Below are 13,132 nucleotides of genomic sequence, written 5' to 3' on the forward strand. Positions count from 1 at the left end.
CATTGTTGCAGTTGATAATCTTCCTTCCCCTTGCTATCGCTCGCTTCAGGAAACGGTTCTGCCCGAGAGGGTGGATGAAAAGGGAACACGGTGAAGCATTAAATTGCTGATGCCGAGACTGCCCCCGCAACTGTAACCGGAGAGTCATCCTCCTATGATCGTATCTTACGATTATAGCCACTGAGCATTCGTGTTCGGGAAGGCGGAGGACCGATGAAGACCCGGAAGTCAGGAGACCTGCCGTATCCAGTCACCCATGGCTGACACGAGGGGTGTTCAGTCGCGGCCGTCCGTAGCGGTGACATTGTGAAATGTTGCCGTGGGACAAAGACAGGGAGCTTGCGCCCTGATTTCTGACACCTGCGGTGAAGCAAAGCTTGCGCGCAGGAAGTAGAAATTAATGCATATTCTCCGATTATCTGCATATCTCGCATCGACCATTCTGGTGGCGGTGCCGTTGGATGCTATCGCACAGACAAACTTAAATGCACAGGATGGCGTCGTGCTCGACATGATTGTTGTAACGCCGCTGCGCCGCGCGACATCGTTGCAGCGTTCAACGTCTTCCGTCACGGTGATTGATAAGGCCGAGATTGAGCGCTCTGCTTCACCGGATCTCCAATCGCTGCTGCAATATTATCCGGGCATTTCGATCACCACAAATGGCGGACAGGGATCGTCTTCCAATCTCTATATTCGGGGCATGTCATCGAAACAGACAGTCGTTCTGGTGAATGGCGTGCGAACAGCTTCGGCGACCACCGGGGCGACTGCGCTTTCCAATATTCCGTTGAGCTCAATTGATCGTATCGAGATCGCCAAAGGCGCGCATTCCTCGCAATACGGTGCCGATGCGATGGGCGGCGTCATCAACATTATCACCAAGCAGGGCGGAGCGTGTGGCGAGCGCTCTTTCTGCGGAAGCGTGACAACAGGTGTAACGCACCCATGGGGCGGTTATGTATCCGGCTCTCTGCAAGGGCGCAGCAAAGATGGTATTGATTATGCCTTTGGTGCGGCAGTGACCGGCACGCAGGGCTATAATTTCACGACTCCCGAAGCTTTTGGTTATGAGCCTGATCGTGATGGTTTCCTGCAGGGATCGTTCAACTTCGCGCTGTCGAAGGATTTTGACTGGGGCAAGATTTATGCCGATGGTCTTCTGAGCCGAGGACGCAATCAATATGATGCAAAAGCGCCGTCGGCCAACGAAGCTTACACAACCGCCTTTAGCGGCAAGCTTGGCGCGCGGGTCGATCACAGTTCAGACTGGTCCTCGACGATTGAATTCAGCTCAGGCCTCGATCACAGTAGGAATTTCCGCAAGGGCGTCAGTGGCTCAGACCGCTTTGAAACAAAACGCTATGGGGTATTTGCCTCCACAGAAAAGCAGTTCGATACCGGTAATGTCTCGCATGTGGTGACGGGTGGTGTTGAGGCTTATCGCGAAGAGGTGGATGCAACGACTGCTTATGCCGAGACAAGCCGCAATCTGGCAGCGGTGTTCGGCCAATATTCGCTTGAATATGATGCGCTGCGTTTTGATGGCGGCGTGCGCTATGACTACAATGAGCAGTTTGGCGACGTTGTGACGTATAATCTCGGTGGGAGTTACGAAATCCTGCCTGATCTCGTGTTGCGTTCGTCGTTTGGAACGGGCTTCCGTGCTCCTACCTTCAATGAGCTTTATTATCCCGGCTTTGCCAATGCCGATTTGCAACCGGAAAAATCGCGCTCCTACGAGATTGGCCTCAACTGGCAGGCCAGCGCCAACACAAGCCTTGATATGGCTTTTTATCAAACATGGCTGCGCGATGCGATCTTAAGCACAGCACCTTCCTATCTGCCCTATAATATTGCGCGTGCGCAGGTTACGGGTTTTGAGGCGACACTCGCACATCGCTTTAACGATAGCTGGGGCGTCAAAGGCGCCATCGATCTGAAACGCCCGATAGACGAAGATACCGATAATGATCTGGCCTATCGCGAACGGGTGAAAGCGACGGCAGAGGTGAACTTCAAGCCGATTGAGAAGCTCGATCTGACGGCAAGGATGCGTTATGGCGGCTCGCGCTATACCAGCGCTGCGAATACCAACAAGCTTGATCCTTATGTGACGGCTGACTTCATCGCGTTGTATGAAATCGACAAGCAATCTCAGCTCAAACTCTCTGTAGAGAATATTTTCGACAAGGATTACCAGACCACCTCTGGCTATAATGCGCCGGGGCGCAGCTTCAATGTCGGGCTGACGCGGAATTTCTGATGAGACGCACAGTATGAAACTGCAGCAAGGATTATGGAAAATCAGGCTTTGCCTTGCGGCATGCCTGTTTCTCGCTGTGTTTCATTCAGCGCAAGCGCAGGAAATCCCTAAGCGGGTGGTATCGATCAATGTCTGTACCGATCAGCTGGCGTTGCTGCTGGCTGATCGCACGCAGTTGCAGTCGGTTTCATACTTGTCGCGAGACCCGCTTTTGTCGGTGATGATCGAGAAGGCAAAGCAGCTTCCGATTAATCATGGACAGGCGGAAGAGGTCTTTCTCATGAAGCCTGATCTGGTGCTGGCGGGCACGTTCTCTTCGCGGGCTACAGTTGGACTGCTGCGTGAACTCGGCGTGCGGGTTGAGGAGTTTGCGCCTGCACGTTCCTTTGAAGATATCAGGGCACATATGAAGCGAATGGGTGAATTGTTGGGGCGCAAAGAAGAAGCAGATCAACAAATTGCTGCGATGGACGCGGCACTCTCAGTAATCCAACGGCCCGAACATAAGCGCACCGTCGCGCTTTATTATGCGAACAGCTATACGTCAGGGCGCGGTACGCTGATTGATGAGGCGATCCGTCTGGCCGGGCTTGATAATATCGCCGACAAAGCCGGTGTTCGCGGCTCGGCCATGCTGCCGCTCGAAATGCTGATTATGGAAAGGCCTGATATTCTGGTGCGCGGATCACGCGGTCGACCACCAGCTCTGGCTTTCGAGAATTTCGAGCATCCCGCATTGCGCGCGCTGGAAGGATATATACGAACAGTGGCACTCAACGACAATCTGACAGTGTGTGGCGGGCCGTTCAGCGTTGAGGCTGTGGCGAAACTCGCGGAGGCTGCGCGTGACTGAATCAAGTCGCTTTTATCTTCTGCTGTTTGTACTTGGCATGTTGGTGCTGGTGTTGTTCGCGCTTTCGCTGTTGGTTGGACCGGCATCGATCAGCATTGGTGATAGTGTTCAGGCGCTATTTGCCGGGCAGGGCGATGTCATCGTGTTGGTTATGCGCGAAATCCGTCTGCCACGTGCGTTGCTCGCTCTTCTGATTGGCGCTTCGCTCGGCCTTTCAGGAGCTGCTCTTCAGGGTTATCTGCGTAATCCGTTGGCGGAACCGGGGCTTCTTGGCGTGAGTTCTTCTGCGTCGCTTGGTGCGGTGATTGCAATTTATACAGGGCTGTCGCAGGTTTTCCCGCTGGCGCTGCCTTTGCTGGCATTAGTTGGTGCTTTTGCATCGGTCTTTCTTGTGAAAGCGCTTGCCGGACGCCATGCGGGAACACTTGCCGTCATTCTCGCTGGCGTTGCCGTGACCAGCCTTGCGGGTGCGATGACAGCTTTAGCGCTCAATCTTTCACCCAATCCTTTTGCCGCGATGGAGATTGTATTCTGGATGCTCGGCTCACTTGCTGATCGATCCATGACCCATGTTTGGCTTGCTGCCCCCTTCATTCTGATTGGCTGGGTGATGTTGTTCTCGTTGGGCCGTGCGCTCGATAGTCTCACATTGGGTTCGGATGCTGCCGCAAGCATGGGCGTCAATCTTTCCCGCGTTCAGGTCTTGGCTGTGGTTGGAACCGCCGCTGCAGTTGGAGCATCAACGGCGGTCGCAGGTGCTATCGGTTTCGTTGGGCTGGTGGTGCCGCATATTCTGCGCCCGTTGGTCGGTGCTCGACCGTCGCGCCTGCTTGTTGCGAGTGCCTTTGGCGGTGCCGCATTGCTGCTCGCAGCCGACGTGCTGGTGAGGATCATCATGCCAGGACGCGAATTGAAACTTGGTGTGCTGACGGCCATTATCGGCGCTCCCTTCTTCCTTTGGCTGGTCTTCAAATATCGGAGGCGGCTGGTATGAGCGTTCTCTCCATCGACAATCTTGATGTGTCGCTTGGGCGCAAGCCTGTGCTTGAAGCCGTTGGGTTTGAAGCAGGTGAGGGCGAGCTAATTGGTCTTATCGGTCCGAATGGTGCAGGGAAGACCACGCTTTTACGTGCGATTCTGGGGCTGACGTCATCAACAGGTAACATTCTGCTTGATGGCTCTGACCTCAGACGAATGCAGGTGGCTGATCGCGCCAAAATCATTGCTTATCTGCCGCAGGAGCGTGATGTTGCCTGGCCGGTCACAGTCAAAACGCTGGTGTCGCTTGGGCGCTCGGCGCTGAAACCGGCCTTTGCCGGGTTTGACCACACTGATGAAACCGTCGTTGAAACCGCAATGAAACGCATGGGTGTGGCTGAGCTTGCCTCTCGTCCTGCCAACGAGTTGTCGGGCGGGGAAAGAGCGCGGGTCTTGATTGCGCGTGTGCTGGCACAGGATACATCGATCATTCTGGCCGACGAGCCAGTAGCGGGCCTCGATCCGGCACATCAACTTGAACTGATGGAATTGTTTGCCGGACTTGCTCAAGAGAATAGAACGGTGATTGCCTCACTTCACGATCTTGGTTTGGCCGCGAAATATTGCACCCGGCTGATTGTGCTTGATGATGGCAGGCTGATTGCGGATGGCACGCCGGAGGATGTGCTCACATCGGCGCTTCTTAGAGATGTCTATGGAATTGACGCGCAACTGATGAAGATCGACGGCGAATTCATCCTACATACGCGCAAACGTCTCCGGTAGTTCATACCGTCTTCCACTGCCGTTCGAGGCTGGAAGCATAGATGCCTTCGATGGTTTTTTGCACCTCATAACCTTCGCGAAAATCCGCATGGCCGGTATTCTGACCCGCGATGCTCAACAGAAAGTCGCGCACTTCAATTGTCTTTAGATCATTGAAGCCAATCTGGTGTCCGCCAGCCACGCAGAAAGCGCCATAGGGTTCATGATCGGGTCCGGCGAAAATCTTGCGGAAACCCTGTCGGTCCTTTTTGTCTGAGAAAAGAAACAGATCGAGCTCGTTGAAGCGTTCCTGCGAGAAGTAGATAGAGCCTTTGGAACCTGATATTTCGAAGTCGTGCTGCATTTTGCGGCCACTCGCCACCCAATTGGCTTCGAGCGTGCCCGTCGCGCCGTTTTCGAAAGACACGAAGGCATGGCAGATGTCATCGACTTCCACCGCTTTCATTTGTGAAGGATTGGCTTGGTCGGCGCGTTCAGCGATCGCGGTAACGCTTTTGCCCATCACATCGGTAATGGGCCCGACAAGATAGCGCGCGGCTGCAATGATATGACTGCCTATATCCGCAAGTGCGCCGCCACCACCTGCCGGATCAAGCCGCCAGGACCATGGAATGCGGTGATCTGCCATGAAGTCTTCGGCGTGGATGCCGCGGAAATTTCTGATTTCTCCGATTTCACCACTGTCGATGATGTCTTTCGCAAGCTTGATCATTGGGTTCTTGAGATAGTTGAAGCCGACAGCGGTTTTGACGCCTTTGCGCTCTGCGGCCAATGTCATTTCAAGACATTCTGCGGCTGTGGGCGCGAGAGGTTTTTCGCAATAGACATGCTTACCAGCTTGAATTGCCGCGAGCGCCATTTCCTTGTGAAAGCGGTTTGGTGTGGTGATGTCGACCATATTGATGGCCGGGTGGGCGATCAGGTCGTGCCAGTTTCCTGTCGAATGCGCAAAGCCGAGTTGACGGGCAGCACGGTTGGCTATTTTGTCATCAACATCGGCCAACGTGTGCAGTTCAACTGTTAAGGGAAGGTCGAAAATCCGGTTTACATTCGCCAGGGCAAGAGCATGGGTCTTTCCCATGAAGCCCGATCCGATCAGACCCGTTACAACAGTCATTTTCTCCTCCCAGAGCAAAATTCAGAAAACGGTTTCCTACTTTTCAGGATGTATTTCGACAGCAGCTTATGTGATTGACATGAGCTAACAGAAATGGAATTATAATTCCACGAGAAATTTCTAATGAATGTTTCATTCTATTAAAGAGCGAAGGTCAGATCGAAATTGCCGGGATCAAATGCGTGGAGGCAGCCCCGGAATTAGCTTTGATCAAGGTACAGATAAATTAACAAACCGGCGGGGAGTGCCGGGCAGGGAGGAGTGAACATGAAATCTCTTTTAAAGTCGGCAGTTGCTGGTGTTGCACTGATGGCTGCGTCTTTCGCAGCGCAAGCACAGGATGTCAGCATTGTGGTCGTAAGCCACGGTCAGGCATCTGATCCATTTTGGTCGGTTGTAAAAAATGGTGTTGCTGAAGCTGCGAAAGATACAGGCGCAAAGGTGGATTATCGCGCGCCTGAAACCTTCGACATGGTGCAGATGGCGCAGCTGATCGATGCTGCAATCAATCAGAATCCGCAGGGCATTGTTGTTTCGATCCCTGACGCGGATGCGCTTGGGCCGTCGATTGAACGTGCGGTTGCTGCGGGTATTCCGGTCATTTCGATGAATTCTGGGTCTGACGCGTCCAAGAAACTCGGCGCGTTGCTGCACGTGGGTCAGGATGAGTACGATGCGGGCAAGGTTGCCGGTGAGGCACTTAAAAAGGCTGGCGGCAAGAAGGGCATTTGCGTCAATCAGGAAGTCGGTAACGTTTCCCTTGATCAGCGTTGCGCAGGCTTCAAAGAAGGCTTTGGCGATGTGACCGTCCTGCCAACCTCGGCTGATCCGACTGAAAACGAATCCAAGGTCCGTGCAGCACTCGCATCCGATACGGCTGTTGATACGATCTTGACCCTCAACGCGACACTTGCTGGTGAACCGGCGGTGAAGGCAGCTTCGGAAAGCGGACGCGAAGGTATTCACGTCGCGACTTTCGATATGTCGGCTGGTTTCCTTGAAGCGGTTGAAAGCGGCAAAGCGGATTTCGCTATCGATCAGCAACAGTTCCTGCAGGGATATCTTCCGGTCGCATTCCTTGCACTCAATGCAAAATATGGCCTGATGCCAGGTGGCAACGTGCCTTCTGGTCCGAACCTGATCACTAAGGACAAGGCCAAGCAGGTCGTTGAGCTGTCTGCCAAGGGCATCCGCTAAACAAGGCATAAATTCAAAACAACTCACCCGCCCATGAAAATGGGCGGGAATGGATAGTCATTCTCAGAAACTCGCGGCCGTCGTACAGCATGGGCTGGAGTGCATATCTCGCAGATTGAATCAAAATGATGCTCTCGTGGTCAGAATCCGACATTTGCATCTCTTGGATACAGGCGTGGGACAAATGTCTGAATCATGCAGACCACTTGCGAATTGTTTTAATGCGTATTTTCATGGATGCGCTTGAAGGAGGAAAGCATGAGTGAGCCAACTTCATCAGAGCAGCCCGCTCAGGCAGCCACAAATGACCCGGCAATCACCGCTGCACAGCATGACGAACGGCTGAAGAATGCCAGTCCGCTGCAGCGAATGTTGAGCCGGCCTGAATTGGGTGCTGTGTCCGGGCTTGTGCTCATCACGATCTTCTTCCTATCGACAGCCAATCCAGCGATGTTTACGGCAGCAGGTATCATGAATTTCATGGCGCCTGCTTCACAGCTCGGCATTCTTGCCGTCGCCGCGGCACTTCTCATGATCGGCGGCGAGTTCGATCTTTCCATCGGATCGATGATTGCTTTCGCGGGCCTGATATTTGCCGCAGCACTTGTTGTCTTGCAGGTGCCACTTGTGATCGCGATCATCCTGACGCTGGTATTTGCGGCTCTTATCGGAGCTGTCAATGCGCAGATCGTTCTCAAAACCGGACTGCCGTCCTTCATCGTAACGCTGGCATTTCTCTTTATTCTGCGCGGCCTTTCACTGGTCGGCCTCAAATGGGCGACGGGCGGCGCAACACAGTTGCGCGGTGTGAAAGAAGCAGTCGGCACCAGCTATCTTGCCGGATTGTTTTCTGGCGATGCTTTTCAGGGCCTGTTCGCATGGCTTGCCGAAAAAGACCTGATTGCGAAATTTCCTAATGGTCAGCCAACTGTCAAAGGCGTGCCTGTAGAAGTACTTTGGTTTATTGGCGTCGCTTTATTGGCCACCTATGTTTTGGTTCGCACCCGCTTCGGCAACTGGATTTTCGCATCGGGCGGTGACGCCTTGGCGGCGCGTAATTCCGGTGTGCCGATCCGTCGCGTGAAGACGATCCTGTTTATGTGCACGGCGATGGCTGCGGCATTGGTCGCAATCCTGACTGTTCTTGATGCCGGATCAACGGATGCACGACGCGGCTTTCAGAAAGAATTCGAGGCGATTATCGCAGCAGTTATCGGTGGCTGTTTGCTGACCGGTGGTTACGGTTCGGCCATTGGCGCGTTCTTTGGCTCCATCATCTTCGGCATGGTGTTGATTGGCCTGACTTACACGACCATTGATCAGGACTGGTATCTGGTATTCCTCGGCGGAATGCTGCTGATTGCCGTTCTCTTCAACAACTTCATCCGTAAGCGCGCCACAGGCGAGCGGTAGGTTTTAGCATTCACGCAGTTTCGAACGGAAAACCATTCCTACTTTTCCTCAAACTGCGCTGATAGGGAAGGCAAGTCATGACAACCCCGATCATTGAAGTTCGTAATCTTGTCAAACATTTCGGCCCGGTTATTGCATTGAATGGTGTATCGCTCAGCGTCGAACCGGGGCAGGTGCATTGTCTGCTTGGTGATAACGGCGCGGGCAAATCGACACTGATCAAGACGCTTTCAGGAGTTCATAAACCCACCAGCGGCGAGTTCTTCGTTGAAGGCAAACAGGTGACTTTCAACAGTCCCCGTGATGCGCTCGATCATGGTATTGCAACGGTCTATCAGGATCTTGCCATGATCCCACTGATGTCGGTAATGCGGAATTTCTTTCTCGGTCGCGAACCGACCAAGGGTATTGGGCCGCTTCGCTGGTTCGACGCACAGTTCGCAGAAGATGTTACACGCGAAGAGATGAAGAAGATCGGCATCGATGTGCGCGATCCGCAGCAAGCGGTAGGAACGCTTTCAGGCGGTGAGCGGCAATGTGTGGCGATTGCGCGTGCGGTTTATTTTGGCGCTAAGGTGCTGATTCTCGATGAGCCGACTTCCGCTCTTGGTGTGCGCCAGACTGCTATGGTGCTGAAATATATCAATCTCGTTCGCGAGCGTGGGCTCGGCGTCATCTTTATCACCCATAATGTGCGCCATGCTCATGCTGTCGGTGACAAGTTCACAGTGCTCAATCGCGGCGCCACGCTTGGAACACGCACTAGAAGCGATGTTGATATGGATGAGTTGCAAAGTTTGATGGCGGGCGGTCAGGAACTGGCCGATCTGTCGTCAGCACTTGGTGGACGTGTTTAAGCCAGTTATTGGAGTTAACAATGAGCGGACAATTGACCGGCAAGGTTGCTGTCATCACCGGCGGCACTCAGGGACTTGGTGCGGCCACGGCGCGACTTTTCGCGGAAAGGGGTGCAAAGGGCATCGTGATCTGCGGGCGTTCAACCGAGAAGGGCAAGGCCCAGTCTGATGCTCTGGAAACGCTGGGTGCGAAGGCCGTCTTTGTTCAGGCTGATCTCGAGAAGGTTGAGGATTGCCGCAAAGTAATTGCCGCAGCCGATCGGTCGTTTGGCAGTATCGATATTCTTGTCAATGCGGCCGGGCTGACGGATCGCGGTGATATACTCGATACCACTCCTGAATTGTTTGATCGACTTTTTGCTGTCAACACGCGTGCGCCGTTCTTCCTTATTCAGGAGGCAATCAAGCTCTTCCGTCGGGACAAGGTTGAAGGCGCGATTGTCAATATATCCTCTATGTCTTCCATGGGCGGACAGCCGTTCATTGCGGCCTACTGCGCTTCCAAAGGTGCGCTAGATACTTTGACCCGCAATGTCGCTTATTCGGTATTGCGCAACCGTATCCGCGTCAACAGTCTCAATATCGGCTGGATGGCGTCGGATGGCGAAGATCGTATCCAGCGTGAGTTTCATGGCGCACCCGCCAATTGGCTTGATGACGCGGTTAAGGCCCAGCCGTTTGGTCGTTTGATCGACCCCGCGGAAGTTGCCCGCGCGATTGCGTTCCTGGCATCTGAAGAGTCTGGATTGATGACTGGCGCTATCGTCAACTTCGATCAGTCGATCTGGGGCGCATACGATTCGTCACCGCACCCTCAAACGCCGCTTTGATATTCTTGCCAGACTATTCTGTGCAAAAATCCTTCATAAATGTGCAGGATTTTTGCACCTGACGGTCAAAAAACTCAAATCTCTTGTGATCATGCTTGCTCTTACAAATTCTTGTGATTAACCAATCAATCCTTAGATACCGTTGAAATTGCGCTAAAAGGATGAGAAATCGTGGAGCAGGCAACGAGCGGAAAACGCAAAGGCGGACGCAAAGCGCTTTGGGCAGCTGTAGCAGTTATCGCCATCGCCGCAGCAGGTGCGGTCGGATATAAGATTACCCTCGAGAAAACTATCAACGCTCAGCTTGAAAGACGTGGTGGCAAGGCTGCTTCGGTTTCTGCCGACTTTCTCGGTCGCATTCATCTGACCGATGTGGTCCTGCCGCTGAAGGACGGGGCCAATGTAACAATCGCTTCGATTGAAGGCCGTCCAAAAGTGCTGTTTCTGAATGGCATGCTGGATGCCAAGGGCATCAATACACAGATCGCGCAGTTCAAGATTTCGCTGCCTAGCGTCCGTGTTGACGATGCGAATTTCGATATCCAGATGTTGCGCGACACCTTCGGTAATGGCGAACTGAACCTCGCCGAGCGCGTGGGACGCGTTTCGGCCAAGCGTATGACCGTGCCGGAAATCAACATTGTTCAGATGCTGAACGATAAGGAACAGAAGACGTCTTATAAGGATGTCACTCTGGAAGACATCGTTCACGGTCATGTCGCGCGCTATTCTTCAACCGGCGCGACCTTCGATCTTGACCTTTCGCTGCCTGACGAAAATGGTACGATCAATGAAGAGCGTATGGCTGGCACAATCGGTGCTTCCGAAGGCAAGGATATCGATGGCGTGTTCATAGCGCGTCTTTATACCGAAAAAGCTGGTCCAAACGACACGGAAGCCAAGCCTGTTTATGGTCCTTTCTCGGCAAAGAATATTGTCGTAAAGGGCTCGCAGTCGAACTTCAGCTATGATGAAGTTCGCAGCAATGGTTTTACCATGCGCCTGCCTGCGGAGCCGTTCACCGAGACACTGCAGAAACTGGAAGCAGCCAAGGACATTGAGTCTCTTTCGCAGGAAGAGCGTAAAGAATTCTTCATGCGTCTGATCGGTCTCTTCGACACGATCGGCAAGGGCGATGTCGAGTTACTCGGAATGAAGATCCAGCCGGGCGATCCGGAAAAGGGCGAAGGCAAAATCGACAAGATGGCGATGTCCTTCGATAATAAGAAGCTCGACATGTCGCTGAACGGCTTCTCGGCTGGTAACGGCACTGACTTCGTGAAGCTGGACGAATTTTCGCTCAAGGGCTTCAACTGGGCGCCTTCGGCAGAAGCAGTGACAAAGTTTGCAGGCTTGAGCGACGAGGAAATGGAAAATTTCCCGTTTACGACGATGCTGCCTGAATTCGGCACGATGGTCGTCAAGGGTGTCGACGCCGATCTTCCGGGCGACAGCAACGACGACGTTGATGTTGATGAAGATCAGGACACAACAGCAACGCCGCCAGCTAGCGGTCTGCCTGAGCGCATCAAGTTCAGTATGAAGAGCTATGAGCTGGCCTTGAACAAGCCGTTCAATGGTATTCCTACGGATATCCGTGTTGCTTATGAAGATATGTCTTTGCCCGTTCCTGCGAACAGCCACGAGGAAATGTATCAGCAGCTGCGCAAGCTCGGCTATGACCGTGTTAATATTTCTTCCAATCTGGAAGCCAATTGGGATGAAGCGAACCAAAGCCTCGTCATCAAAGACCTTTCGGTCAGCGGTAAGGATATGGGTAAGGTGTCCATGTCCGGTCTGATGGGTGGTTTCACCAAGGAGTTCTTCTCCGGTGACAAGGTGCTGGCACAGGTTGCGCTTCTGGGCCTTAAGGCACGTGAAGTTAAGCTGAAGATCGAAGAGCAGGGCATCATTGCCAAGGGTCTTCAGTTCTATGCCGATGAAAACGATATGACTGTCGATGAAGCGCGCAGTACACTGACGCTGATCGCCAGTGCCGTTCTGCAGGAGCTTGCGGCCGATCAGCCGAAGCTTCAGGATGCGATCACCGCATTCTCGACTTTCATCGCGAAGCCGAATGTTTTTGAACTGACAATCAAGTCCAAGTCCGAAAAGGGTATTGGAGCGTTGGAAATGGTGGCTGCGTCACAGGATCCACTCTCAATGCTCGACAAGGTCGATATCGAGGCGAAAGCCGAATAAGGGTTTGTCCCTTATTTGATTTTAAATCGCTAATGCCGCTTTTAGAGCGCCGATCTTAATGAATCAGATTGGCGCTCTATCGTTTTAAATCAATGAACCGTGCTTTTCCAAAAAGCGATTCCGATTTTTAGATCGATGCTATAGGGTGACGGTGTCCAACCTCCATCATTCGGATTCACCTAATGCTTAAAAACATAAATCCATTGCTCACCGGATCACTTCTCGAAGTGCTTGCCGATATGGGCCATGGCGACGATTTGGTTATTGTTGACGCCAATTACCCTGCACAGGCTTCTGGCGTGCAGGTGCTGGACTTTCCGGGCATCAGTGCGACTGATGTTGCAGAAGCTGTGCTCTCACTGCTGCCGCTCGACGACTTTGTTGACAAGCCAGCGGCTGTGATGGCGGCGCCGAATGAAACCCCTGCGATTTTCGGTGAGTTTGAAGCCGCCATTGAGAAGGCTGAAGGACGCAAGATTGCTGTCGATCAGATTGAGCGTTTCGCATTCTATGACCGGGCGAGTGCTGCCTATGCAGTCATTCGCTCAGGCGAGAAGCGCCTCTATGGCAATATCATTTTTAAGAAGGGCGTTATTCGCTCTTAACAAAAAAGCCCCGCAATGCGGGGCTTTT

At 53.1% G+C, this 13,132-nt stretch carries 11 protein-coding genes and 1 riboswitch; of the genes, 10 read left to right on the forward strand and 1 reads right to left on the reverse strand.

What is annotated here, in order from left to right; genetic code table 11:
• Positions 1-36: 36 nt before the first annotated feature.
• Positions 37-259, forward strand: a riboswitch (cobalamin riboswitch).
• A gap of 141 nt (positions 260-400) precedes the next feature.
• Genes OIV19_RS20605 through OIV19_RS20620 form a run of 4 tightly spaced genes read left to right on the forward strand, consistent with a single transcriptional unit; the run spans position 401 to position 4,883 of the window.
• Entirely contained in the window at positions 401-2,266 is a 1,866-nt protein-coding gene (locus OIV19_RS20605) for a TonB-dependent receptor domain-containing protein (protein WP_264233504.1), read from the forward strand.
• Positions 2,267-2,279: 13 nt separating this feature from the next.
• Positions 2,280-3,119: an ABC transporter substrate-binding protein gene (locus OIV19_RS20610; protein ID WP_264233506.1), complete on the forward strand. Its 840-nt coding sequence runs from the start codon at positions 2,280-2,282 to the stop codon at positions 3,117-3,119.
• Positions 3,112-4,113, forward strand: coding sequence for a FecCD family ABC transporter permease (locus tag OIV19_RS20615; RefSeq protein WP_095446907.1), 1,002 nt, complete (start codon positions 3,112-3,114; stop codon positions 4,111-4,113). Before OIV19_RS20610 ends, OIV19_RS20615 begins: the two co-directional genes overlap by 8 nt.
• Entirely contained in the window at positions 4,110-4,883 is a 774-nt protein-coding gene (locus tag OIV19_RS20620) for an ABC transporter ATP-binding protein (RefSeq protein ID WP_264233508.1), read from the forward strand. Before OIV19_RS20615 ends, OIV19_RS20620 begins: the two co-directional genes overlap by 4 nt.
• Position 4,884: 1 nt before the next feature.
• Here OIV19_RS20620 and OIV19_RS20625 read toward each other — a convergent pair whose 3' ends face one another.
• Positions 4,885-6,000 carry a Gfo/Idh/MocA family protein gene (locus OIV19_RS20625; protein ID WP_264233511.1) on the reverse strand — a complete coding sequence of 372 codons (1,116 nt, stop codon included), beginning with the start codon at positions 5,998-6,000 and terminating at the stop codon, positions 4,885-4,887.
• A 267-nt stretch (positions 6,001-6,267) separates the two neighbouring features.
• Here OIV19_RS20625 and OIV19_RS20630 point away from each other — a divergent pair, with 267 nt between their 5' ends.
• The 6 genes from OIV19_RS20630 to OIV19_RS20655 all read left to right on the forward strand — a co-directional run bounded on the left by OIV19_RS20630 (position 6,268) and on the right by OIV19_RS20655 (position 13,104).
• Positions 6,268-7,197 carry a sugar ABC transporter substrate-binding protein gene (locus OIV19_RS20630; RefSeq protein WP_095446904.1) on the forward strand — a complete coding sequence of 310 codons (930 nt, stop codon included), beginning with the start codon at positions 6,268-6,270 and terminating at the stop codon, positions 7,195-7,197.
• Positions 7,198-7,455: 258 nt separating this feature from the next.
• On the forward strand, positions 7,456-8,610 hold the full coding sequence (locus tag OIV19_RS20635; RefSeq protein WP_264233514.1) for an ABC transporter permease: 1,155 nt from the start codon (positions 7,456-7,458) through the stop codon (positions 8,608-8,610).
• 77 nt (positions 8,611-8,687) lie between these two features.
• Positions 8,688-9,467, forward strand: coding sequence for an ATP-binding cassette domain-containing protein (locus tag OIV19_RS20640; RefSeq protein ID WP_095446903.1), 780 nt, complete (start codon positions 8,688-8,690; stop codon positions 9,465-9,467).
• Positions 9,468-9,487: 20 nt separating this feature from the next.
• The gene (locus tag OIV19_RS20645) at positions 9,488-10,297 is read left to right on the forward strand and encodes an SDR family oxidoreductase (RefSeq protein WP_095446902.1); all 810 of its coding nucleotides are present in this window, start codon (positions 9,488-9,490) and stop codon (positions 10,295-10,297) included.
• A 171-nt stretch (positions 10,298-10,468) separates the two neighbouring features.
• Entirely contained in the window at positions 10,469-12,499 is a 2,031-nt protein-coding gene (locus tag OIV19_RS20650) for an aq_1923 C-terminal domain (RefSeq protein WP_264233517.1), read from the forward strand.
• Positions 12,500-12,681: 182 nt separating this feature from the next.
• Positions 12,682-13,104 (forward strand): RbsD/FucU family protein, encoded by a 423-nt coding sequence (locus OIV19_RS20655; RefSeq protein ID WP_264233519.1) that lies wholly within the window; start codon positions 12,682-12,684, stop codon positions 13,102-13,104.
• Positions 13,105-13,132: the final 28 nt, after the last annotated feature.

This window comes from Brucella sp. HL-2 (assembly GCF_025846885.2).
GTDB classification, from domain to species: Bacteria; Pseudomonadota; Alphaproteobacteria; order Rhizobiales; family Rhizobiaceae; genus Brucella; species Brucella quorumnocens.

Excerpts from the sequence above, each read along its gene's own strand:
- OIV19_RS20655 (WP_264233519.1), top strand. The coding sequence starts at position 12,682 with ATGCTTAAAAACATAAATCCATTGCTCACCGGATCACTTCTCGAAGTG.
- OIV19_RS20640 (WP_095446903.1), top strand. The coding sequence starts at position 8,688 with ATGACAACCCCGATCATTGAAGTTCGTAATCTTGTCAAACATTTCGGC.
- OIV19_RS20620 (WP_264233508.1), top strand. The coding sequence starts at position 4,110 with ATGAGCGTTCTCTCCATCGACAATCTTGATGTGTCGCTTGGGCGCAAG.
- OIV19_RS20645 (WP_095446902.1), top strand. The coding sequence starts at position 9,488 with ATGAGCGGACAATTGACCGGCAAGGTTGCTGTCATCACCGGCGGCACT.
- OIV19_RS20630 (WP_095446904.1), top strand. The coding sequence starts at position 6,268 with ATGAAATCTCTTTTAAAGTCGGCAGTTGCTGGTGTTGCACTGATGGCT.
- OIV19_RS20610 (WP_264233506.1), top strand. The coding sequence starts at position 2,280 with ATGAAACTGCAGCAAGGATTATGGAAAATCAGGCTTTGCCTTGCGGCA.
- OIV19_RS20625 (WP_264233511.1), bottom strand. The coding sequence starts at position 6,000 with ATGACTGTTGTAACGGGTCTGATCGGATCGGGCTTCATGGGAAAGACC.
- OIV19_RS20605 (WP_264233504.1), top strand. The coding sequence starts at position 401 with ATGCATATTCTCCGATTATCTGCATATCTCGCATCGACCATTCTGGTG.
- OIV19_RS20635 (WP_264233514.1), top strand. The coding sequence starts at position 7,456 with ATGAGTGAGCCAACTTCATCAGAGCAGCCCGCTCAGGCAGCCACAAAT.